This window comes from Marinobacter sp. CHS3-4 (assembly GCF_030053415.1).
GTDB lineage: Bacteria > Pseudomonadota > Gammaproteobacteria > Pseudomonadales > Oleiphilaceae > Marinobacter.
The window spans coordinates 1,473,588-1,496,296 of sequence record NZ_JASGBJ010000001.1; the positions used below are offsets into that span (position 1 = coordinate 1,473,588).

Genomic DNA, 22,709 nt, shown 5'->3' on the forward strand with positions numbered 1-22,709 from the left:
TTCATTCCTTTCGGACAGTCTACCAAGCAGGACGAAAATAAAGAGTGAGGTGGGGCACGGTTTTGAGGCAGTGAAAAGCCGCCGCGCCTGTGCGGGCAGCGGCTATCGGCAGAATCAGAAGAAAAGCTTCATTCCGGCAAGAACGCCTTCGTCGAGATTCACGTCGTCGTTAAAATTGGCGAGCTCGGTATTCAGATAACGATAACCAACGAACACTTCTGCATTGCGGATCACCCGATAACTGCCGCGCAGTTCCAGGCTGGTCATGTCGTCTGAATCACCAAATGAGAGAATGCTCGGCGCGTAATGCAAGCTGCCGGTGAATGAAAGGCCAGGCACAGTCGGGACATTGATTGTGGCGAATCCACCAAGGCCGATGGCGCCTCCATCCGCTCCGTCCTGTTCCCAGCCCAGGCCACGCAATCCCAGACCGGCAGTGGTTGGCAGGTTGCCGAGCGCGGTGCGCCCCTGAGCATGAAAGTCGAGGTTTGCAATGTGACGCCCGCCTTCATGATAGGTGTAACCGGCGCCTAACTGCATGTCAGATGTGGTTTCGAAAAAGTTGGCCTGCCCCTTGACCGAGTCATTGGTGAGGCTGATATCCGCGTCGGCAGCAAACGCTGAAGAGCTGGCCAGTGACAGCAGAATCAAGGGAATACGGGACGCTTTCATGCTACTACCTTTGAATGAAAAAGTTTGAAGGATGTTAACGGTCTGTCTGTTATTGCTCAACTTAAAACCGGTTAACGGTATTACAAGATGGAAAGCTGCAAGTTACGAAGGCCTTCGACTACTGCTCAATGACTGGTGGTGTCTCCACCCTGATCCAGATCTTCCGGCGAGGCGTTCTCGGCTGGTACCCGATACTCTTCGTTTGCCCAGGCGCCAAGGTCAATCAGTTTGCAGCGTTCCGAGCAGAACGGTCGATAGGGATTCTGTTCGCTCCATTCGATGGATTTTCGGCAAGTGGGGCATTCTACGTTCATAAGAGCTCTGTTGGATGCTTTGGTGAAGTGTGGATACCGGGTTATGGCGACTTGGCTTTGCAGTATTGTTCCAGAACCGCTCGGAGCATTTCAATGTTCACCGGCTTGGCAACAAAGGCATCCATTCCTGCCTGGCGGCAATTTTCTTCGTCCTGTTCCATGGCACTGGCGGTGAGAGCCACGACGGGTACTGGCTGACGTCCCTTGGACTTTTCCCATCGCCTCAGGCGTCGGGTTGCTTCAAATCCGTCGACTTTCGGCATCATGCAATCCATGAAGATGAGGTCGAAAGGATGCCATTGCCACAGGCCTGCTGCCGCCTCGCCGTCATTCGCCGTCAGGACATCGCAGCCCAGCTTTTCAAGCAGTCGCTGCGAAAGCGTGCGATTGACGGGATTGTCTTCAACCAACAACACTTTCATGCGGCCGCAGGGAAGTTCCTGGCGTCGGGAATCATCCGTAACGGCCTGCAGTGAGAATCTTGTCAGAAACCGTCGCTCGTTCTTGGCGGCATCCGCAAACAGGTGATGCAGAATCGGTGTCAGACAGGACTCCCGGAGTGACTTGCTCAAAAATGCGTCAGCTCCGGCCTGCCGGAAATGCTCGGCGTCACCGCGCTGAGGGTTGGAAGACAGAATCAACAGCCGTGTCAGCGCCCACTGAGGATTGCTGCGGATTTGCCGGCATAGCAGGTCGCTGTCCATGTCTGGAACAAAACCGTCCAGAATGATTGCATGGTAGGGAGCATCTGCGTCAGAGGCCTGCCGTAGGGACGTCAGTGCTTCGCCGGCCGACTTCACCGCCTCGATTGTCAGATCGTAACGTGACAGCATTTCGAGGGTGATTTTCCGAGACAGCTCATAGGAGTCGACCACCAAAACGCGTTTGCCACGGATCATGCTGGTATCTGGACGGGTTTTGCTTTTGCTTTCGGCCGCCACCGGCAGTGACAGCTCTACCCAGAAAGTTGTGCCTTCGCCGGGTCGGCTCTCCAGGTCCAGAGTGCCATTCATCAGCCCCACCAACTGCCGGGAGATCGTCAGCCCGAGGCCAGCGCCCGGCATCTGTCTCTGGAAGCGTTGCCCCAATTGCATATACGGTTCATACACCAGAGACATGTCCTCGGGCGCGATGCCTATGCCCGTATCCTCAACTGACATTCTGAGCCTGACGTTGTTATCCCGTTTGCCAAGCACTTCGATGCTGATCAGGACGTGACCGGAGTCGGTAAATTTGATGGCGTTGGATGTCAGGTTCAGCAAAACCTGACGGAGCCTGACTGGATCGCCTTCCAGCGCCCATGGGAGGTTTTCGTCGATTCTGAGCTCCAGTGCCAGGCCTTTCTCTCGGGCGCGAGAACCCAGCATGTGAACCAGATCGTTCAGGGTATCTCGCAGATCGAAGGGCAGGTGCTCCAGCACCAGCTTGCCGGCCTCCATGCTGGAGATGTCCAGCAGATCATTGATAATGGCCGCCAGGTTTTCCGAAGCATTCAGCAGCGTGTTTACGTAATCTTTCTGGTCCGGATCCAGTGGGGTGTCCGATAGCAGGTTCGCGTAGCCAAGCACCGACTGTAGTGGTATGCGAAGCTCGTGACTGATATTGGCCAGGAACTGGTTTTTGGCATGGTTGGCACGTACCGCTTCGTCCCTTTCATCCTGAGACTGGGCAGATGTCTGCCGCAGTGACTGAGTGTCTTCCAGAAGCTGAAGCCGCATGGTGTTCAGCGCCTGCTCAAGCTCGCTCAGCTCGTCGCCATTCCGGGGCGGACGTCTTTTCAGTTGCAGAGGTTCGATCAACGCGTCCAGATTCAGTCTTGCGGCATAATCGGCGATGGTTTCCAAGTGTCGGGAGAGCGTCAGGCGAACAATCAGTAACAAGCCCAGAGTGCCAAGCATGACAAACAGTGACTGGAAGAGCAGGGTTAAAAGTGCACGATCAAGGATATCGGCGTAAACCGCTTCAATCGAGGAGGTAACGGTCAGCGTGCCCATGGTTTCAGGGCTGCGCATGGATTCACGATTGAAAACCAGAGGGAAGGACTGACTCAGAACCTCGCCATCCGGATAGGTGCCCGTACTGAATTCTTCGCCGCTTGCTGTAATAATGCGGGCGTGCTGAATGGTGGAGATGGCGCGCATGTCGTCCAGACTGTTGGCGACCTCGGAATAGTTTAGCAGCCAAAGATTGTTGCTCATGCTGCCGGCAACCAGCTCGGCGGCTTTTTCCTGGGTGTTCTTCAGCTCGGCAGTGCGCCGCTCGACTTCGCCAATCATCTGCAGGCCCGTTGCCGCCAGCGACAAGACAACGCTGAACAGCAATACGTACACCAGCAACCTGGCCGCCAACGGGCGGACCCCTAAGCGTCTGACAAATCGGATCGGAAGCAATGCACGTTTCCCTGTGTCCTGAAGCAATCGCAAGAGTTTAACAGACCGTCAGCACCAGAACACGTTTGCCGGTCTCGTCCTGTTCGAAGCGAAAACGAACGTTCAGGTCGTATAGGTGAGCGCCATAAACTCTGTCTTCGTCGCGGCCCCGCCGAAAAGAGGGGCGAGGGTCATAGCTGACGACGTCCTCAATCAGCGCCCTGAAGTCAGGGTATCGGGCGCAATCCAGAGCAGCCAACTGGTCTTCGGCCTCTGGGGTGAAGAGAACATCCAGCTTTTCTGTCGGCGGTGCTTCTGCCCAGCCCAGGCTGGCCTGCGGAACGGAGTCGGCAAAGGGCAGGTACGGCTTGATATCCAGAATGGGGGTGCCGTCGATGAGATCATGGTCGCTGATGTTCAGCACCAGATGGCCGTCTGCATCTCGATTCAGCCCTTCATTGCGAACAACAGACAGTCCAAGACTATTGGGCCGAAAAGGGGACCGGCTGGAGAATACCCCCATTTTCTGGTTGCCTCCCAATCTGGGGGGGCGGACAACCGGCCGCCATTCCGCGCGGATCGCTTCATGGAACTGAAATATCAGCCAGAGATGACTTGCCGTTTCCAGGCCTCTGAAGGCGTCTTCTCGGTTGAATGGTGAAGCCATGACCAGCGTTGCGTGGGCGTGACGGGTTAATCCAGGCTGACGCGGCACGCCGAATTTATCTTTGAAACAGGACCTTACGAACGCAATAGGCGTCATTGTCATTGCGTCGGCAGAAGGCCGGGCGTTGTGTCGGCTCATGATTCTGGTGGCCATTTCAAACAGGTCGAATTAATAGGGCCGGCTAATACTGCCAGAAAAGAAGAGTTCGATCCTCAGTATCAATGAAGCTCGGTCTTTAAAACTCTCTTCTCTTGGGAATTCAAGCGCAGGAATAATCTCTCCAAACAACCAGTCACTGTGCAGGCGATAGCGGTAAGTCATGTCTGCAAACACAGAGGTATGGCGCCAGTTGGGTTGGCTCTCCCCCAAAATGCCGACCCTGGGATTGATGGTGGCTCTGTTGTTCAGTCTTTTGTAGGTATTGAGCACCTGGGAAAACTCGAACTTTCTTTCCGAATGGAGCCACTCGATTTCACTGGCCAGTAGCCCCTGCCAGTTTTTTCCGAGGTCGCGGCTGGCTCCGAACCAGCTACGAGCACCCCAACCATCCTGATGGAAGTAGTAGATGCGCTGCTTGACCGCTAACGTCCATGGTGACGCCGTCTGCCAGCGCTTCCGGGCAGTGGCGCGCCAGAAGGCATCGGCGGGTAGCCGCAGCCTGACACCGATGTCGTTATTGAGATTGATGGCGTCGCCCACATTGGATATGAATCTCAGTGCGCCGGTCGCCTGGGTATCGCTGCGTTCGGTTTCTGTCAGTTGTCTGTCACGGCGTCGCTCTGCTAGCGGAATCAGTTCGTCGCTTTCGCTTTCGACAACCAGCCTGAGTTTTCTCTCGACTGTGGGGACGTCCAGGCGAAACCGTGCTTCGGGCTCAAACTGGGCCGGGTCACCGTATTCTGATTCAGTAGCGAACCCTACACGAATATAGCTTTCATTATTGGGCAGAGCCTGAGTGCTGCCAGACAAGGTCCGGTCTGCCCACTCGCCAAGCGACTGAACCCGTTGCCCCTGTCGACGCTCCTGGGTCAGGATCCAGTTCGAAAACGACATCCAGTAGGAATCCTTTGGTTCCCGCCAGTATTCTTTCGGGTCAAAGGTATAAAACGATAGTGGCAGGGAATCTACCGGGCCGGGGCCTTCCTGGTCGATGGTCAGTGGCGGGGCATTTTCTCCAGAAGCCATCACTGGGGTCAGGGTGATGCACAGAGCTGCGGCAAGGATGGCAGCGGGGAGATTTGGGACCGGGCGTGCTTTCAACGGGAGCTACTTCGTCCTTTGAAGTTCGTCGACTAATTGCGTGTGCAGAGCACTCACTGTGGCCCTTGCGTCATCGAGGCTTACTGAATTATCGATAACGTGATCGGCTTTTTTCAGGCGTTGATCCCTTGGCATCTGGGCTTTGATGATTCTGCGCACCTGTTCCTCAGTGTTATTGTCCCGCAAAGTGGCTCTGGCGATTTGTTCTTCTATTGGAATATCGACCACTACAACCCGATCCACGAGTGTGTGCTGATCGGTTTCGAGTAACAGCGGTGACACCAGCAACGTGTAGGGCAGGTCGTAGTCCTCTGGTTGCAGCTGTTTGATCAGCTCGTCTCTGATTATCGGGTGGAGCAGCTTTTCGAGCCAGCGTCGCTCATGGTCATCCTGAAAAACTACAGCACGGAGCGCCGCGCGATCAAGCGCGCCATCGTCCTGAAGTATCTGATGCCCGAAATGTTCGGCAATGGCCTTCAGAGCTGACGTGCCGGGCTCCACCACCTCCCTTGCAACATCGTCAGCATCAACCCAGTGAACGCCATGTTCTTCAAACAGCCGGGCAATGGTGGACTTGCCAGAACCAATGCCGCCGGTAAGGCCGACAGACTTCATCCTACCCCCAGGTAGGCGTACCAGGCGGCCTGGATTTCAGGCCCGAACCACAGGCACAGCAGGCCGGCAGCGGCGAGATAGGGGCCAAAAGGAATAGGCACTTCCCGTCCGTGTTTGCGAAAAGCAATCAGGCTGATGCCGACCACAGCGCCGACGATCGAAGAAAGCAGAATCACGGCTGGCAACAGCTGCCAGCCCAGCCAGGCGCCCAGTGCAGCAAGCAGTTTGAAATCGCCATGGCCCATGCCTTCTTTGCCAGTAACGAGTTTGAACAACCAGTAAACTGACCAGAGCGACAAGTAACCTGCAACGGCGCCCCAGAACGCATGATTGAACTCCGTGAACATACCAAAGTAGTTCAGGATCAAGCCCAGCCAGAGAATTGGCAGGGTGATGCTGTCTGGGAGTAACTGGGTATCGTAGTCGATCATCGTCAGCGCAATCAATGCCCAGACCAGCAACAGTGCCCACAGCGCTGCGTAGCTTGGGCCTGTTACATACACAGTAACCACTGAGAACAGAGCGGTGATCGCCTCAATAATCGGGTATCTGGGGGAGATACCTGCGTTACAGGAAGAGCATTTGCCCCGCAGAACCAGATAGCTAATAACCGGAATATTCTCCCACGGCTTGATGCCATGGCCACAGGATGGGCAAGTCGAGGCCGGTTTCGAGAGCGTGACCGCTTCGGTCGCTTGTCGGCTCTCTTCCGGGAGTTCAAGAAACTCCTCGCATTGGCAGCGCCAGTCCTGCTCCATCATTCTGGGGAGGCGCAGGATGACGACGTTCAGGAAACTGCCGACGCAGAGAGAAAAGAAAATGATGATCGGGTAAAGCAACGCTGGAGTAGCCAGAAGCTCGTCAAGAATGCCCATTCAACTCTCGATTTGAACAATTGCGGGCCCCTCTCCCCAGGAAGGAAGAGGGGGTGATGACCGGCTTTAACCGACGACCTGACCCATCTGGAAGATAGGAAGATACATGCCCACGATCAGGCCACCAACCAATACGCCCAGCACCGCCATTATCATGGGCTCCATCAGCGCTGTCAGGTTGTCGACCATGTCATCCACTTCGGACTCGTAGTGGTCGGCCACCTTTTCAAGCATCTCATCCAGATTACCGGACTCCTCACCGATGGCGGTCAGCTGTACCGCCATTACTGGAAAAACGTCGGTAATTTTCATTGACGCCTGCAGCTGGGTACCACTCGACACATCATCCCGTATCTGAAGAACGGCATCCCGATAAACGGCGTTACCTGTGGCTCCGGAAACGGATTCCAATGCATCCACCAGTGGCACACCAGAGGCAAAGGTGGTTGACAAGACCCGGCCAAATTTTGCAACGGCGGATTTATCCAAAATCTCCCCGACGATGGGCAGCTTGAGCAAATACTTATCAATAAAATCCGAGAATTTCTGGGATCTTCGCAATGCTTCTTTGAACACAAAGATGGCTATCACTATGCCCAGCAACACGATAAACCACCATTCCTGCATCCATTCGGATATATTGATGATGAATTGGGTAAATACAGGCAGGTCAGCGCCAAATCCCTGGAAGAGCGACTCAAACTGGGGAACTACTTTAACCAGAAGGATCGCGGTGACGATCATTGCGACCACGATAACTGCGATCGGATAGGTCATCGCTTTCTTGACTTTCTTCTTGAGCGTCTCGGTTTTTTCGAGGTAAAGCGCGATTCGATCAAGCATCTGTTCCAGCGCGCCGGCTTTTTCGCCGGAGTCGACCAAGTTGCAATACAGATCATCAAAGTGTTTCGGATGGCGACGAAGAGCTCCCGCAAAGCTGGTGCCGGACGCAACGTCGTTTCGGACTGTCGCAATAAGCTCACGAAGCCCCTGATTTTCCAGACCATCAGTTACGATATCAAAGCTCTGGACGAGCGGCACGCCCGCTTTCATCATGGTCGCCATTTGACGGGTGAACAAAGCGATGTCAAAAGGCGTTATTTTCTTGCTGCCGCCGAACAGAGGCTTGGGCTTCTTTTTGACCTTATCCGGAATAATGCCCTGCTTGCGTAACTGAGCTTTCACCAGCGCAAGGTTTGTGCCTGATACCTCGCCCTTAGATTTATTGCCTTTTCGGTCTTTACCTTCCCAGACAAACGCCTGAAGTTTTTCTGCTTTCTCAGCCATACTTAATCCTTCGTCACGCGATTGGCTTCTTCGAGACTGGTCACACCTTCAATCACTTTCCTTAAGGCGGATGTTCTCAAATTTCTGAAGCCCTCGGCCTCGGCCTGCTTTGCAATCTTAATCGAGCTCGCCTCCTCCATAATCATGTTGGCGAGCTCACTGGTAATCTTGACCACCTCATAAATACCGACGCGGCCTTTATATCCTCCATTGCATTTATCACAGCCCTTTGGGCGGTACAACGTGAACCCTGTATCAATTTGTTCCTGTGTGAACCCTTCCTTCAAAAGAACGTCCTGAGGCACGTCCAGGGGCTCTTTGCAGGCACTGCACAACCTTCTGCCCAATCGCTGCGCAATGATCAGGCTGACAGAAGTGGCGATGTTGAAGGAGGGGACGCCCATGTTCATCATGCGGGTGAGGGTTTCGGCGGCGCTGTTCGTGTGGAGGGTTGATAGTACCAAGTGACCGGTTTGAGCTGCTTTAATCGCAATGTTTGCGGTTTCCAGGTCGCGAATCTCGCCAACCATTATGATGTCAGGGTCTTGGCGCAGAAACGCACGGAGTGCCTCCGCAAACCCAAGGCCAACCTTGGTGTTGACGTTCACCTGGTTCACGCCCTCAAGGTTGATTTCAGCCGGGTCTTCCGCCGTCGAGATATTTAGCTCGGGCGTGTTCAGAATGTTAAGCCCCGTATAAAGAGAAACGGTTTTACCCGATCCCGTTGGACCCGTAACCAGAATCATGCCCTGAGGTTGTTTGAGCGCATCCAGATAGAGCTCTTTTTGGTCTTCTTCATAGCCAAGGGCATCGATGCCCATTTTGGCCTGGCTGGGATCTAGAATACGCAGAACGATCTTTTCGCCCCACAGCGTGGGCAGTGTGTTGACCCGGAAGTCGATGGCTTTTGTCTTGGACAGCTTCATTTTTATGCGGCCATCCTGAGGAACTCTTCGTTCGGAGATATCCAGCTGGGACATGATTTTTACACGAGCTGCAATTTTCGGAGCCAGCTTGATGGAAGGCTTGGACATCTCCTTAAGAATACCGTCTGTGCGGTAACGGACCCTGTAGACTTTCTCGTAGGGTTCAAAATGGACGTCTGATGCTCCGCCGCGAATGGCATCCAATAGCATTTTGTTGACGAATTTCACGATTGGGGCATCATCAACGTCGCTGGCTGCGACAACCGCATCGTCCTCCTGATCTCCGCCTTCAGTCTCGACGCCCTCCAGGTCGGCGTCATCCAGATCGCCCATGGTGGTGTCTTGCGATTCAAGATACTTGTCGATCGCCTCCCTTAATTTGGCGTCGTCAACCAGAACGGCATCTGTGCTCAGGCCTGTATTAAACTTTATTTCGTCAAGGGCCTGGATGTTGGTGGGATCCGAGACAGCAATGAAAAGGCGGTTGCCACGTTTATAAAGAGGTAGCGCGTTGTGCTTGCGAATCAATTTTTCGTCGACGGACTTCTCCGGCATCATTTCCGGTAGAAAGGCGCTCAAGTCCAGAACCGATACACCGAATTCCATGGCGGCAGAGAAGGCGAGGCCACTGCTATCGGCAAGCTTATTCTGAACCAGATAGGTAATCAGCGGGATCTTATTCTGGGATGCCTGAATAAAGGAGTCTTTTGCGGTCGCTTCGTCCAAAAGACCGTCATCAACGAAGCGTCTTGCCAATCCCGTAAGAGTCACGTTCGAGGTGTTGTTAGCCATAAAAATTAAAAGTGCCGCTTAAGTTGCTGAAATAGAGGTTGCCCGTCGAAATCAGTTTAGTTGCACGGTATGCGTTTGGAAAGGCATTGGTCGTGATGCGTCCATTTTCTGCGCGGGGCAGGCATCAGGTGACGAAATTTGTCACCTCCTGACTTTGAGAGTCACAGCTTGGTCCTGCTTTTCCATCTGTACACGAAAGCGCTCTATAGTTAGGTCTCTGATTATAATAGAATTCGGGCTCTGATCTGGTTTTGGCACGCATTCTGCTAATCCCTAGGCAGCTGTTCCTTGATCAAAGGAATATCGCAAACGAAATCTGGAGAGTGATTATGAAAAAAGTTCAACAGGGTTTTACTTTGATCGAACTGATGATCGTTGTAGCGATCATCGGCATCTTGGCCGCAGTGGCAATTCCTGCCTATCAGGACTACACCATCCGCGCCAAGTTCAGTGAAGTTGTTACCATTGCAAGTGCTGCTCGTACTAACGTAGCTGAGTACTACATCAGCACGGGCCAAATGCCGTCGTCTACCACAGCAGCTGGTATTAGCACAGACGCAGGTCAGAGTGATTACATCAAGTCGATCGCATTCGCTACTTCTGCGGGTGGTTCAGAGCTGACCTACACGCTGGCAAGCGCACTGGGTGGTGGTCTGGAAGACGAGACCTTCATTTACCAAGTGTCCGGTTCTGGTAGCGGTGTACGAGTTGATTGCACCGGTGGTTCCCTGGAAGATAAATATCGTCCAGCGAACTGTCGCCAGTAATGGCTTGTGCCATAGCCTCCGCATGGTAGCGTAGCGTTACCCGTGTAGGCACTACAAAGGCCCTCTTCGGAGGGCCTTTGTGTTTGTAAAACAAAAATTCGAGACAGGAACCGCTGACAATGCAATTGCCGCGAATCGAGAGCCATTCTTTAACCATCTCATTCGGCTTGATTCTGATTTTAATGGCTGGATGGTTTTCCTTCTCTCCTGGGCTAAGTGGTCCTTTCATGCTGGACGACTTTGACAATCTGGGGGCTCTGGAAGTTGGCGTTACCGACATCGAGTCTTTTGAAGAATATATGTCCATTGGCAATGCAGGGCCTCTCGACCGACCAATATCGAAGATTTCGTTTCTGATTAATGACAATGCCTGGCCATCAGATCCAGCGATTTTCAAATCGACTAATATTTTCCTGCATCTGCTGATTGGCATTACGTTGTTCTGTTTGTTTCGGCAATTGGCCGCTATTAAATTTGATGAAACGCGAGCTGATTGGGTTGCTTTGTTTGCGGCAGGTCTGTGGCTTTTACATCCTTTTCAGGTTTCAACCGTGCTTTACGCCGTGCAAAGGATGACGCAGCTGTCTGCATTGTTCCTTCTGCTTGGTGTCGCAATACATGTCTGGCTCAGGCGCCGGGACCCGGAGACCAGTCTTAGGACGATAGTGTATCTCTGCCTGAACGCCGGCATCTGCGGTGTGCTGGCCATATTTAGCAAAGAGAATGGTGCCCTGCTGCCAGTGTTTTTGGCAGTGGTCGAGCTCACCCTTTTGAGGAATCTTGGAGGAGGGCAGCTGCTCTACTGGTGGCGCAGGCTTGCTCTTTGGATTCCCAGCCTAGTAATCATCGGCTATATTATGTACTTGCCTCGTTGGGATAGCGGTTATGTCTATCGCGACTTTTCTTTCTCTGAGAGGCTTTTAACCGAACCGGTTATTATCTGGAATTACCTGCATTCAATTGTGACCTTCCAAGTTTATAAGTTAGGGTTATTTCAAGACGATTTTCCGATTTACTCGTCTCTTTTCAATCCGGTAGTCCTTGTTTCTATTCTGGCTCATGCAGCGCTTGTTATTGCGGCTTTTGTAATGAAACAGCGTTTGCCTCTATTTTCGTTGGGGGTACTTTGGTTTTATGCTGGCCACTTAATCGAGTCAACAACGGTCGCTCTTGAACTGTATTTCGAGCATCGCAACTATCTCTCTATAGCCGGCCTGTCATTTGCGTTCATGGCACTCATATTGGAGGGCTTTCGTAAGATTTCGGGAGAGTTTGAGAAGTTCTATCTCATTTTCCCTCCGCTTGTTTTGTTGTTGGCAGCGTCGATCACCTGGGGCTTTTCAGGCGAGTGGGGAGATGAAGATACGATCATACCTATATGGGCAGCCGAGCATCCGGATTCGCCACGAGCCCAGCGAACCTTTGCTCAGCATCTGGCTAACAGGGGCTTTCCTGATGCAGCACTCGATCATCTGGAGCGCTCCCATGAGACGTTTGGTTATGATCTGAGCATTCCTTTTATTGCTGCAGGCATTTCCTGTGCCTTTGATAGACCGCTGCGATTCGATCCGTCGCAGCTGAAAGCTGATTTCGATTCTTTCAGATGGACCGATGGACTCAGGCCTGCGGCAAAGCATCTTGAAGACTTGATGATTGGCGCAGATTGCCCTTCAATTGCTGTCAGCTACGCGGAAGTGCTTGAGCTGGCCGAGCGCTTTGAGGACGCGAGGCCCACCGGCATTGCATCTTTATTGGTGATTTCGGGAAATATTCATTTAAAGTCAGGTAACGGAGATGCAGCGCTCAGGCTATACGAAAAAGTGGATGAAATAAGTCGTTCAGTATCATCCGCTACTCGCATAGCAGGTCTTTTCTTGGGAGCAAATCAATACGCGCAAGCCAGACAGGCTTTGGAAGTGGCTATAGAGCGCGACGCAGGAACAGGGATCAGTGAAGAAAAAATGGAACAATATAAAGAACTATTCGATCGAATTGATCGACAATTAAACAACAATAAAGAGTCAGAGGAGTCTTCCGTTGATTAACGAGCCAGCTGTGTCGATTATTATTCCGGCCAAAAACGAAGGCTCAGTTATTGGCAAGGTAGTGTCTGGCGTCAGGTCAATACTACCGGAATCGGAGCTGATCGTTGTCGATGATGGCTCCACTGACAACACCGCAGACGTGGCCCGTCAGTTGGGTGCTCATGTTGTAAGTCACCCATACTCAATGGGCAATGGCGCTGCAATAAAATCGGGGGTCAGGGCCTCGAGTGGTGACATCCTCGTGTTCATGGACGGTGACGGTCAGCACAGCGCTGACGACGTTCCGCGGCTTATTGAAAAGCTTGAAGCAGGTTATGACCTGGTCGTGGGGGCGAGAACAAAGGGCTCCCAGGCAAGTGTGGGGCGTAGCGTAGCTAACAAGTTCTACAACCGTTTGGCGAGTTACATGACTGGCCAAACGGTGGAAGACCTGACGTCAGGCTTTAGGGCTGCAAGAGCTGCAAAGTTCAAAGAGTTTATTTCATTGTTGCCCAATGGGTTCTCCTACCCAACAACGAGCACAATGGCGTTTTTTCGGGCAGGGTATGCAGTCTGTTATGTGCCCATTAAAGTCGAGAAGCGAGTAGGCACCAGCCACATTAATATCATCAAAGACGGTATTCGCTTTCTGTTGATTATTTTCAAAATTGGAACGCTTTACTCGCCACTCAAACTATTTTTCCCCCTGAGCTTTTTGGTATTTTTCACAGGACTGGGCTACTACCTGTTCACTTATGTGACTCAGGGAAGATTCACCAACATGAGTGCATTGATGCTAACCACCGCTATTCTTGTATTTCTGATGGGGTTGGTCTCAGAGCAGATTACCCAGCTTATGTACAAAGATTCAGTGTCTACGCAAAGCCCAGCAACCAATAAAGGGCTCAACGCCAAATCTGGAGAATCGGGTGAAGATACTGATTGATATCTGCCACCCTGCGCATGTGCATTTCTTTCATTGGATATCGGAGATTTTGACCCGAAAGGGTCACGAGGTTCTCGTCACAAGCAGGGATAAAGAAGTGACTCTGAGGCTCCTGGATGAGCACGGCTGGGCCCATCGTCCGCTGTCCAATGCCTCGACTTCGGGCAGTCTTGGGCTGCTCCGTGAACTTGTTACCAGGAATTTTGCCCTTAGCAAAGTAGTTCGCGAGTTTCGTCCTGACGTAATGACGGCGATCGGTGGCATATTTGTTGCCCAGGTCGGGTTTTTGTTTCGTATCCCCTCCGTTGTTTTTTACGATACAGAAAATGCCAAGCTTCAAAACCTTCTGACCTATCCATTCGCTTCGCTGGTTGCCGTTCCAAACTGTTATGAAAGCTGGCTACCGAAGGCGCATATTAAATATCAGGGGTATCATGAACTTGCTTACCTTCACCCGACCTGGTTTACGCCTTGCCATGAAACCGCGGTGAAAAATGGGCTTGCTCCAGGTGGCGATACGTTTGTTCTAAGAGTCGTTTCCTGGAATGCCAACCATGACGTTGGCGAAACGGGCTGGTCTCTGGATCTCTTACGCGAGGTGGCTGAATATCTGGGGGCAAAGGGCAAGGTTATCATTTCATCAGAGTCTGATTTGCCGAAGGACCTTCAACATCTTTCCTACGCAGGCAATCCATCCCAATTGCATCACGTCCTGGCGTTTTCAAACCTATTCGTTGGCGAAAGCGCTACCATGGCTTCCGAGTGTGTGGTTTTGGGCGTCCCAGCCATCTACGCGGCGCACACAGGGCGCGGCTATTGCAATGAGCAAGAGCATCGCTACGGGATGCTCAAAAATGTCACGAACCTGACCTTTGAGTCGATTCGCCCGGCGATTGATGATCAGCTTGCACTTACTGCAGCCGAACGCAAAGCTCGCTGGACTCGGCTACTTGAAGATACGGTGGAAGTGGCAGATTACGCCGCATCGCTCATTGAAAAAACAGGCATGGGAGTGTCCGCAACCGAGTTAAAAGCGTCGATATGACAGTGCCACTTGCCAGTTCTGAGCCGTTCGCGAGCGTCATCATTCCCTGCTTCAATGCTGCATCCATGATCGATAGGTTGCTTGAGTCTTTGCAAGCACAGAGTCTCGATAAAAGTCGCTTTGAGGTCATCTGCATTGATAACGGATCCTCGGATGAAACACTTGAGGTCCTCGAGAAGCTCCGTCAACGCCTATCGATCGACCTCAAAATCGGAGAGGAGTCGGGTGTCGTTGGGTCTTACGCCGCGAGAAATAAAGGGATAGGACTGTCCAGCGGTGATGTGCTGTTTTTCACCGACGCTGATTGCGTTGCCGACTCTGTCTGGCTAGAGCATGGGATTCGGGCGCTTTTGGAGTTTGGCCGGAACACAATATGTGGCGGCGCAGTGGAATTGTTTTCATCGTCGCCTGATTCGCCTTCTGCCGTTGAAATGTTTGAGATGATTCTCGGATTTTCGCAACGCCGGAATGTAGAAGAAAACGGATATTCTGTCACTGCCAACCTGATGTGCTGGCGTGAGTGCCTGTCCGAAGTCGGCCTATTCAACAGCCAACTTCGGTCAAAGGGGGATTTTGAATGGTGCTCCAGAGCCAAGGAAAAGCAGTATGTGTTCTCCTATGTTGGATCGGCCATGGTTTTTCATCCTGCGCGTCGGACTCTCGGTTCGATAGTCACCAAGACCAGAAGAGTCACCGGTGGGCAGAGGGATATCAAGAAGCTCGATGGGAATAATACAAGGCTTGGTCGAAGTGGGCGTTCTCTTACGGCACAGCTCCGCCTGGTACTTTCCGACCGCCGTTTTCCGAAACTTCGCCAGAAAGTGGCCGTTCTTAACGTTGCTTGTCTGGTCTATGTCGTCAAGACATTCGAAAAGTTGAGGTTGTACCTTGGCGCACGTAGTGAGCGAAGGTAAGGTTGCCGGTTGAACACTATACGCCTCTCCACTGTAAATTCTGATCCGGAACGTTTATATGACTCTTTCAACCTATTTGCATAAAGCCATTGAAATTGCAGACGCTGCGAGCGAAAAGGTCCTCAACATCTACATGACCGATTTTAAGGTTGACTACAAGGCCGATGAGTCGCCCATCACTGCGGCCGATCTTGCTAGCCACCGAATCATTATTGAGGGCCTCCGTGCGCTGTCACGTGACATACCGGTCTTGTCTGAAGAGGGTGCGGATATATCCTGGGAAGAGCGTCGGCATTGGCGAAGATTCTGGTTGATCGACCCCATTGACGGTACGAAAGACTTTACACAGCGTACGGGCGAATTCACGGTCAACATTGCTTTGATCGAAGATGGTGTGCCCGTGCTTGGCGTCGTCACTGCTCCCGCTCTGAAAGAAGCGTACTGGGGTGTCAAAGGGGAAGGTGCCTACAAACGCGACCGCAACGGTCGAGTCCACAGAATCTCTGTTGCTGAACCCAAAGAGACACTTCGGATCGTCGCCAGTAAGAACCATCTTAACGATGAGACCAAGTCTTTTATCTCGCAATTCGAACCTTTCGAGCTCGTCCAGGCGGGAAGCTCTCTGAAATTCTGTCGCATTGCAGAAGGCCATGCAGATATTTATCCCAGACTTGGCCCCACTTGTGAGTGGGATACCGGCGCCGCTCATGCAGTGCTTTCAGCGGCTGGAGGTAAAGTCGAAACTCTGGAAGGTGAGTCGCTAAAGTATGGCAAGGAAGATGTGTTGAATCCGTTCTTTGTTGCTGCGGGCAACTGGTACAGGTCAAAAAACCGCTAAGTATCAGCATCTAGTGGTCAATGAGCCCGACAGCATTTTGCAGGTGTGTTAAATTAGTGCGAAAAATGCACCTGCATAGTAGGTCCAATGATTTGGTACGCTATTCAACATAAACCCGCCCAGGGCAATCGCGCTTTGGAAAACCTTCAGAATCAGGGCGTCACCTGTTTTTACCCAAAAGTTACCGTGGAAAAAATCAGGGCAGGCAAGCGCATTAAAAAACATGAGGCGCTTTTCCCTGGCTATCTTTTTATAAATCTGGATAACGCCGACCCCATTTGGAGTAAGTTGCGTTCTACCCGGGGAGTCATACGGGTGGTTAGTTTTGCTAATAAGCCTGCGGTAATTGACGATCAAACTATCCAGCTTATCAAGTCGGGGCTTGAACAAGTTGAAAGCAAAGGTGGCATTAAACCCGGACAGTCAATTGAGATTGCTAGTGGCCCCTTCGCGGGACTTAGCGCCATTTTTCAGGCTTACGATGGTGAAGAGCGAGCGATTGTGCTTATTAGTTTCATGCAGAAACAGCAGGCGGTCAGAGTGCCTTTGTCCTCGATTCAGGATCAATGTTGAAGATTTGGTGGGCCAGTATGCGATTGGCTGACTTCTCAGGTCGTCGTGTGACAGGTGATGCGTGTCTTCCAGTCAGCGCGATACCCCTCGCCAGGGAAATTGAACAACTATGATTGCCAACTTAAAAGAACTTTACTCTTTGCTGACTGATGAGCAGCGTAAAAAGCTATTTCGTCTTCAGGTGCTTGTCTTGCTTATGGCGCTTGCCGAACTGGCCAGCGTCATTTCTATCGGCCCTTTCATGGCTGTGGTTGGCGATATGGATCAGCTCCAGGGCGATGGAACCCTGGCCAAAGTTTACGAGGCAAGCGGAATACAAACCCCGGAAAAGTTTCTATTCTGGATGGGTATCGGAGTACTGGGAGTACTGGTCGCTTCCGCTTTGCTCTCAATGTACACGATCTGGCGCTTATCAATGTATGGCGCAAGGGTTGGCGCTGAGCTTGGGAATCGTCTTTACCACTATTACTTGCATCAGCCCTGGTTGTTCCATGCCAGCGGCAGCAGTAGTCATTTGACCAGCAAAATCGCCCAAGAGGCTGGCCGGGTTACAACCCAGATGATCAGCCCATTGATGCAAATGAACGCCCGAATCTTCATGGCTTTAATGATTACCGGGGCCATGTTCGCTTATAACCCTCGGGTTGCGATCGCTGGGTTTGGGATTTTTGTGGTCGCTTACTGGCTTATGTACAAGTTGGTGCGCAGGCGTCTTACAAGAAAGGGAAGGATGATTTCTTCGGCACAGGGCCAAAGATTCCGTTTGATGAGCGAAGGCTTCGGCGGTGTTAAGGATGTTTTGTTGCTGGGAAGGCAGGCGTTGTTCACTGAGCGTTTCGGCGAAGTGAGCCGGCAGTATGCAGATGCTCAGGGAAAAATGACCGTAATGGCTCAGATGCCCCGATATGTTATGGAATTGATAGCGTTCGGTAGTCTGATATTTCTGGTCCTCTATTTACTTGGATCCCAGCAAGGGAATCTCGGGGCGATTTTGCCATTGCTTTCCGTATACGCGCTCGCTGGCCTGAAATTGTTGCCAGCGTTCCAGCAAATATACAGCAGTGTTTCGATGATTCGTGGGTCTGCCCCTGCGTTTGAAGCGATAAGAGAAGAGCTCAAAGCCTCGAGCGAGGACAAGCAGGTTTCAGATACCAGCCACCCCAATTCACGTCTCCATCTGACTCAATCACTTCAGTTACAGGATGTTGAATTCACCTACCCGGGGAAAACGATTTCAGCACTGAAAGGGATAAACATAGATATCAAGGCGAATCAGGTCGTTGGCATTGTGGGGGCATCGGGTTCTGGTAAGTCGACGGCGATCGACATTCTCTTGGGTTTGATCCAGCCGCAAAAAGGCGAACTCCTTGTGGATGGAGTCCCAATCAACGAAACTCGTCGGCGTGCATGGCAGAACAGCATCGGGTTTGTGCCCCAGGCGATTTTTCTCTCTGACCGAAGCATAAGAGAGAACATCGCATTCGGTATTCCGAAGCCGGATATCGACGAAACGCAGGTTAACCGCGCAGCCAGCATGGCTCATCTTGATGAACTGCTGAAGGACTTACCTGATGGATTGGACACGTTAGTAGGTGAGCGTGGTGTTCAGTTGTCAGGTGGGCAACGTCAGAGGATAGGTATCGCACGAGCGTTATACGATGACGCGGATGTCCTCATTTTAGATGAAGCTACAAGCGCCCTGGACGGAATTACTGAAAAATTAATAATGGATGCAATTCATGACTTTGCAGGTAAAAAAACGATCATCATGATTGCGCATCGCTTGGCGACCGTTCAGAAGTGCGATGTCATATTTTTATTGGAAGATGGCAGCGTTATTGACAAAGGAAGCTATTACGAGCTTTCTGAGCGCAATGAAAAATTCAAGCGCATGGCCGAGCTCTCATAAACATTCCGGAAAATTAAATCAGGTATAAAAATGAAACTTCACATTGGCTGCGGAAAAAAATACCTTCCAGGATTTAAACATCTCGACGTTATCAACTTTGATCATGTTGACTATGTTTGTGATACCCGCAAGTTGACCATGATTGAAGACGAGACAGTCTCAGAGATTTATGCTTCTCACATATTGGAGCACGTAGTAAGGAGCGAGGTCGTCACTGTTCTGCTTGAGTGGAAGCGGGTGTTAAAGCCTGGAGGATTGTTGAGGGTTGCAGTACCTGACTTCGAGGCAGTGGTTGCTGAATACCTCGCGGGCCGTGAGTTGGGTAGTTTTCAGGGTCTTCTCTACGGTGGGCAGACCTACGACTACAATTTTCATCACGTAGCTTTCGATTTTAGAACCCTGGAAGCATTTTTTAAAGAAGCGGGGTTTCAGGGAATAGAAAAGTACGATTGGCGAGATTTCCTACCTGCTGATTACGATGATTTTAGTCGTGCGTACCTTCCTCATATGGATTTTGAGAATGGCCGCTGCATGAGCTTGAATGTAGTAACCAGAAAGTAAACTATTCCATTTTCTGAATTGATAAAAGCCAGCGTCAAGCGTATTCGGAAGCAGAGCGTAAAATCATATAATTTATAAATGGTTCGATACTGATCACATGGAAAAAATTGATCTATTTGTTATCTTGGCCTTTAGAGAGCAAACATATAAATATATTGGTCTCTTAGACGAAATGAAGGCGCAGAGCGAAGCCGGGCTGAAAGAGATGCGCACGACGCTGTCCTGGCATTACTTCATGCTGTCCAAGTATTTCAATGTTTACAATTTCTATGAATATCAGGACTCTTTATCAGACTTCCCAAACGCAGTTATATATCATGTTCCGTTCGGTAAGGGCGATGTTCAACGGGATGTAGAGGGGCATTTGCTCAAATTAAAGGGTAGATTTCCTATTGTAATGAGATCTTACGATGCCCATACCCCGCTGAGAACCAGCAGGGATTACATGGAAACCTATCACGATTTTATCCTCACTTACCTAACCACACATGTTGATGGCGATTCTTTTGTATTTGCAAATTTGAGCTACGATAATTTTTTGGTTTACAAACAAAACACAGTACCTTCGAATAGAAAATTTGCATGCATGGTTCTACGGAGAGAAACCCGTAGTGAATATCACGAGAATGTTGAAAAATTCAAAGAGCAAAATTTGAATTTGCAAAAAATTTACGGGATTCGTGAAAGTATAGTTAATTATAGTGAGATTGATATATATGGAAGAAACTGGCCTGCTGATATGGTCAACTTTAGAGGCCCACTTAATCCGCATATCAAAAAGTACTTAACTATAAATAAATACAAGTTCAACTTTACTATAGAAAATGTGATTGTAAATAATTATATAAGTGAAAAAATTCTTGATTCGTTTCTTGCGTTGAGTGTTCCCGTATACCTTGGTAGTCCAGAGGTTGATCGCTGGATTCCGAAATCCTGTTACGTCGACATAAGAGACTTTGACAACAATGATGAGTTGCTGAGCTACCTCAAGTCTATGCCGGATTCCGAATACAATCAGTATTTAGAAAGTATTCGAGATAATAGAGATGAGATTTTCGAGAGATTTTCTACAAAAAACAATTTTGCCATACCTGTGTACAATTGGTACGCGGAAAAATGCAATAAAAATATAGACTGGTCGTCGATTGATTTCGATGAGAAAGAAAGAGATGTAAGGGAATTGAAGTTCGTTTTTAATATAGGATTAATGACTAGAATGAAGAATTTCATGATGAATTTCAGGCCCCTAAGAATAATTCTTTTACGTGGTAAATAATAAATTACTCGATCTGCTAACAAATGTCGTCCCTTGGAGGGCCAATGTACACGATAGCTAATATAAGACCGATTGGTCACAATGTAGGCAATCAGGCTATTAATTTCGCTCTACGCCACATGCTTTACGAAACTTTTGGGCGTTTAGTATCGATTATTGACTACCCGGCGACAAACAAGCACGAGAGCACGGCCAAATCCGGGCTTACGTCCTCAACAATCCACGAAATCAACCGATACGCTGATGGTGTTATTGTCGGCGGTGGTAACCTCTTTGAAAACGATGAGATCGATGTCGATGCGCGTGCGCTAAAAGCACTTCAACCACCTCTTATGCTGTTTTCAAATTCACGTGGCAGAATATTTGATCGACGTGGAAACCTCTCAGATCGGTCAGATGTCATTCCAGACTCCAAACTCAGCAATCTGCTGGATCGGTCCGATTTGTCCTTGTCGCGCGATAGTGCAACCCATGAACATTTACACAACATCAACAGCAAGGATCAGCTTGGCTGGTGTCCGACTATTAATCTGAGCCGTTACACTGAAAGCCTGCCAGAACTGCCTGAAAACGAGGACGCCGGAGCGTTGATATCGATACGAACGCCGAGTCTGATGAATGTCCCATATCGGTTTCAAAGTGATATTCAGAAACAGATAGAGATGGTGATAGACAGGCTTCGTGAAGTAGGGCACAAGCGAATCAGAATCCTTTGCAACGATAGCAGGGATCTGGATTTCGCGACCGCCTTTAGGTACACGAAACAAGTAGACTCTGTGTACACAAGTGATGTTTATCAGTATCTGGCGCTGTTGAGGAAAGCGGATATAGTGGTCAGCTATCGATTGCACGCCACGTTACCTGCCATGTCCTACGGCGTTCCCACGGTGAATATCGTTTACGACGAACGGGCGCTTTCGCTTTTTAACGATCTCGGCCTGAAGTCCTGTTATCTGAACATGGTGGAGCAGGGAGATGACTTTATGGATCAGTTGCTGGCCGAGGTAGACCGGGGTGGTGTCTCTTCTAGTGACCTGGCGGGTGTCACCAAGCAGTGGGGGAACATCACTAATACTCAGTTCGAACAGCTTTCGCGATTCAAGAGCATGATGGAGGCATACGTAAATACTGGAAGAGTCTCGGGGTGAGCAGTGGTGCTAAATTACTAAGCTTGTACACTCAGGCCAGCTCGTCTGGAGGCTTGGGGCACCTCAAGCGTAGTCGGGCAGTTGGGTCGGCATTGAGCGATATGGGGTTTGATGTCAGGTTTTATATTGCTGCGGATGACTATGGGCGTGGCAAAGCAAAAACGCTAGGCATGATCAGCGAAGAAACTATTCAGTCTCAGGATGTGGTAATTGATGCCGCAACGATTCCGGACTCCGACGCAGCAATGCTCCAGCAATGCAGACACAGAGTGTTGATATCTCCTGTCTGCGACAGAGCCGACCTGGCAACGCACGTTCTAGTAAGGTCGGTCTCCAAAGAACTCAGGACATCAATAGGTGATGGTGCAGTTATAGAAGAAAATCAATCCTTTGCTTTCGTCACAACCAGGCAATTGGAAGCCCGAGCTTTAGATTTTGACGAGATAAAGGTCGGCATTTGCCTATCTGGTGGCGAAGATCCCTTTGACCTGGACGAACTCGTGGCCAGGTTTTCAGAAGTTCCTCTGATTTCGAAAATTTATGTTTTGCACCATCAGCCGCTTGAGCCACTTTATTGCTCTCGCCCCCTGTTGGTTCAGAAAAGCTTCAGCGACGAGCCGTGGTCATTTTTTGCCGATATCAATGTGTTTGTTGGGGGCGATGGCCTGCTGATCAGTGAGGCGGTAGCGCAGGGAATTCCCGCAATTTCCCTGACCACCAGAGACAAGCTATTCAAAAATGGAACCTTGATATCTCAGGGGTGCTTGGCTTATTTCCTTCGTGATTCCTTTTTCTATCCGTCGGTGATTCAATTGGTTTCTGATCGACAAACCCTGGCGAAAATGCACGAAAAAGCCCTAGAAAATCCGTTGCCAGACGGGGCTAGCTTACTTGCGCATTCAATTCATCAACGAATCAATATTTGAGGTGT

21 protein-coding genes are annotated in these 22,709 nt (G+C 50.5%); 12 read left to right on the forward strand and 9 right to left on the reverse strand.

Annotated features, from left to right (window positions below; genetic code table 11):
• Positions 1-114: 114 nt before the first annotated feature.
• The 9 genes from QLQ17_RS06840 to pilB all read right to left on the reverse strand — a co-directional run bounded on the left by QLQ17_RS06840 (position 115) and on the right by pilB (position 9,777).
• Positions 115-672: a YfaZ family outer membrane protein gene (locus tag QLQ17_RS06840; protein ID WP_283208796.1), complete on the reverse strand. Its 558-nt coding sequence runs from the start codon at positions 670-672 to the stop codon at positions 115-117.
• A 125-nt stretch (positions 673-797) separates the two neighbouring features.
• Positions 798-986 carry a DNA gyrase inhibitor YacG gene (yacG, locus tag QLQ17_RS06845; protein WP_283208797.1) on the reverse strand — a complete coding sequence of 63 codons (189 nt, stop codon included), beginning with the start codon at positions 984-986 and terminating at the stop codon, positions 798-800.
• A gap of 41 nt (positions 987-1,027) precedes the next feature.
• Positions 1,028-3,262: a response regulator gene (locus QLQ17_RS06850; RefSeq protein WP_283209058.1), complete on the reverse strand. Its 2,235-nt coding sequence runs from the start codon at positions 3,260-3,262 to the stop codon at positions 1,028-1,030.
• A gap of 151 nt (positions 3,263-3,413) precedes the next feature.
• On the reverse strand, positions 3,414-4,160 hold the full coding sequence (gene tsaA, locus QLQ17_RS06855) for a tRNA (N6-threonylcarbamoyladenosine(37)-N6)-methyltransferase TrmO (protein ID WP_283208798.1): 747 nt from the start codon (positions 4,158-4,160) through the stop codon (positions 3,414-3,416).
• Between the two features lie 30 nt (positions 4,161-4,190).
• Positions 4,191-5,207: a hypothetical protein gene (locus tag QLQ17_RS06860; RefSeq protein ID WP_283208799.1), complete on the reverse strand. Its 1,017-nt coding sequence runs from the start codon at positions 5,205-5,207 to the stop codon at positions 4,191-4,193.
• A gap of 81 nt (positions 5,208-5,288) precedes the next feature.
• Complete coding sequence (gene coaE / locus QLQ17_RS06865) at positions 5,289-5,897, reverse strand: dephospho-CoA kinase (protein ID WP_283208800.1); 609 nt, start codon at positions 5,895-5,897, stop codon at positions 5,289-5,291.
• The gene (locus QLQ17_RS06870) at positions 5,894-6,772 is read right to left on the reverse strand and encodes a prepilin peptidase (protein ID WP_283208801.1); all 879 of its coding nucleotides are present in this window, start codon (positions 6,770-6,772) and stop codon (positions 5,894-5,896) included. The genes coaE and QLQ17_RS06870 overlap by 4 nt, the downstream gene beginning before the upstream one ends.
• A 66-nt stretch (positions 6,773-6,838) precedes the next feature.
• The gene (locus tag QLQ17_RS06875) at positions 6,839-8,059 is read right to left on the reverse strand and encodes a type II secretion system F family protein (RefSeq protein ID WP_283208802.1); all 1,221 of its coding nucleotides are present in this window, start codon (positions 8,057-8,059) and stop codon (positions 6,839-6,841) included.
• A 2-nt stretch (positions 8,060-8,061) separates the two neighbouring features.
• Positions 8,062-9,777 (reverse strand): type IV-A pilus assembly ATPase PilB, encoded by a 1,716-nt coding sequence (pilB, locus tag QLQ17_RS06880; RefSeq protein WP_283208803.1) that lies wholly within the window; start codon positions 9,775-9,777, stop codon positions 8,062-8,064.
• A gap of 329 nt (positions 9,778-10,106) precedes the next feature.
• On the opposite strand from pilB, the gene QLQ17_RS06885 reads away from it, so the two are divergent.
• The 12 genes from QLQ17_RS06885 (at position 10,107) to QLQ17_RS06940 (ending at position 22,704) form a co-directional block, all read left to right on the forward strand.
• Entirely contained in the window at positions 10,107-10,544 is a 438-nt protein-coding gene (locus tag QLQ17_RS06885; protein ID WP_283208804.1) for a pilin, read from the forward strand.
• A 119-nt stretch (positions 10,545-10,663) separates the two neighbouring features.
• Entirely contained in the window at positions 10,664-12,589 is a 1,926-nt protein-coding gene (locus QLQ17_RS06890; RefSeq protein WP_283208805.1) for a tetratricopeptide repeat protein, read from the forward strand.
• Entirely contained in the window at positions 12,582-13,514 is a 933-nt protein-coding gene (locus QLQ17_RS06895; protein ID WP_283208806.1) for a glycosyltransferase family 2 protein, read from the forward strand. The genes QLQ17_RS06890 and QLQ17_RS06895 overlap by 8 nt, the downstream gene beginning before the upstream one ends.
• On the forward strand, positions 13,498-14,559 hold the full coding sequence (locus QLQ17_RS06900) for a DUF354 domain-containing protein (protein WP_283208807.1): 1,062 nt from the start codon (positions 13,498-13,500) through the stop codon (positions 14,557-14,559). The genes QLQ17_RS06895 and QLQ17_RS06900 overlap by 17 nt, the downstream gene beginning before the upstream one ends.
• Positions 14,556-15,473 carry a glycosyltransferase gene (locus QLQ17_RS06905; protein ID WP_283208808.1) on the forward strand — a complete coding sequence of 306 codons (918 nt, stop codon included), beginning with the start codon at positions 14,556-14,558 and terminating at the stop codon, positions 15,471-15,473. Before QLQ17_RS06900 ends, QLQ17_RS06905 begins: the two co-directional genes overlap by 4 nt.
• A gap of 58 nt (positions 15,474-15,531) precedes the next feature.
• Positions 15,532-16,311, forward strand: coding sequence for a 3'(2'),5'-bisphosphate nucleotidase CysQ (cysQ, locus tag QLQ17_RS06910; RefSeq protein ID WP_283208809.1), 780 nt, complete (start codon positions 15,532-15,534; stop codon positions 16,309-16,311).
• An 87-nt stretch (positions 16,312-16,398) separates the two neighbouring features.
• The gene (gene rfaH / locus QLQ17_RS06915; protein WP_283208810.1) at positions 16,399-16,884 is read left to right on the forward strand and encodes a transcription/translation regulatory transformer protein RfaH; all 486 of its coding nucleotides are present in this window, start codon (positions 16,399-16,401) and stop codon (positions 16,882-16,884) included.
• 109 nt (positions 16,885-16,993) lie between these two features.
• On the forward strand, positions 16,994-18,793 hold the full coding sequence (locus QLQ17_RS06920; RefSeq protein WP_283208811.1) for an ABC transporter ATP-binding protein: 1,800 nt from the start codon (positions 16,994-16,996) through the stop codon (positions 18,791-18,793).
• Positions 18,794-18,823: 30 nt separating this feature from the next.
• Positions 18,824-19,354, forward strand: a complete 531-nt coding sequence (locus QLQ17_RS06925; RefSeq protein WP_283208812.1) for a class I SAM-dependent methyltransferase — start codon at positions 18,824-18,826, stop codon at positions 19,352-19,354.
• A 97-nt stretch (positions 19,355-19,451) separates the two neighbouring features.
• Positions 19,452-20,630: a glycosyltransferase family 10 domain-containing protein gene (locus QLQ17_RS06930; protein ID WP_283208813.1), complete on the forward strand. Its 1,179-nt coding sequence runs from the start codon at positions 19,452-19,454 to the stop codon at positions 20,628-20,630.
• 44 nt (positions 20,631-20,674) lie between these two features.
• A complete protein-coding gene (locus QLQ17_RS06935; RefSeq protein WP_283208814.1) occupies positions 20,675-21,778 on the forward strand; it encodes a polysaccharide pyruvyl transferase family protein in 1,104 nt (367 codons plus the stop codon).
• A 101-nt stretch (positions 21,779-21,879) separates the two neighbouring features.
• On the forward strand, positions 21,880-22,704 hold the full coding sequence (locus tag QLQ17_RS06940; RefSeq protein WP_283208815.1) for a hypothetical protein: 825 nt from the start codon (positions 21,880-21,882) through the stop codon (positions 22,702-22,704).
• Positions 22,705-22,709 lie beyond the last annotated feature (5 nt).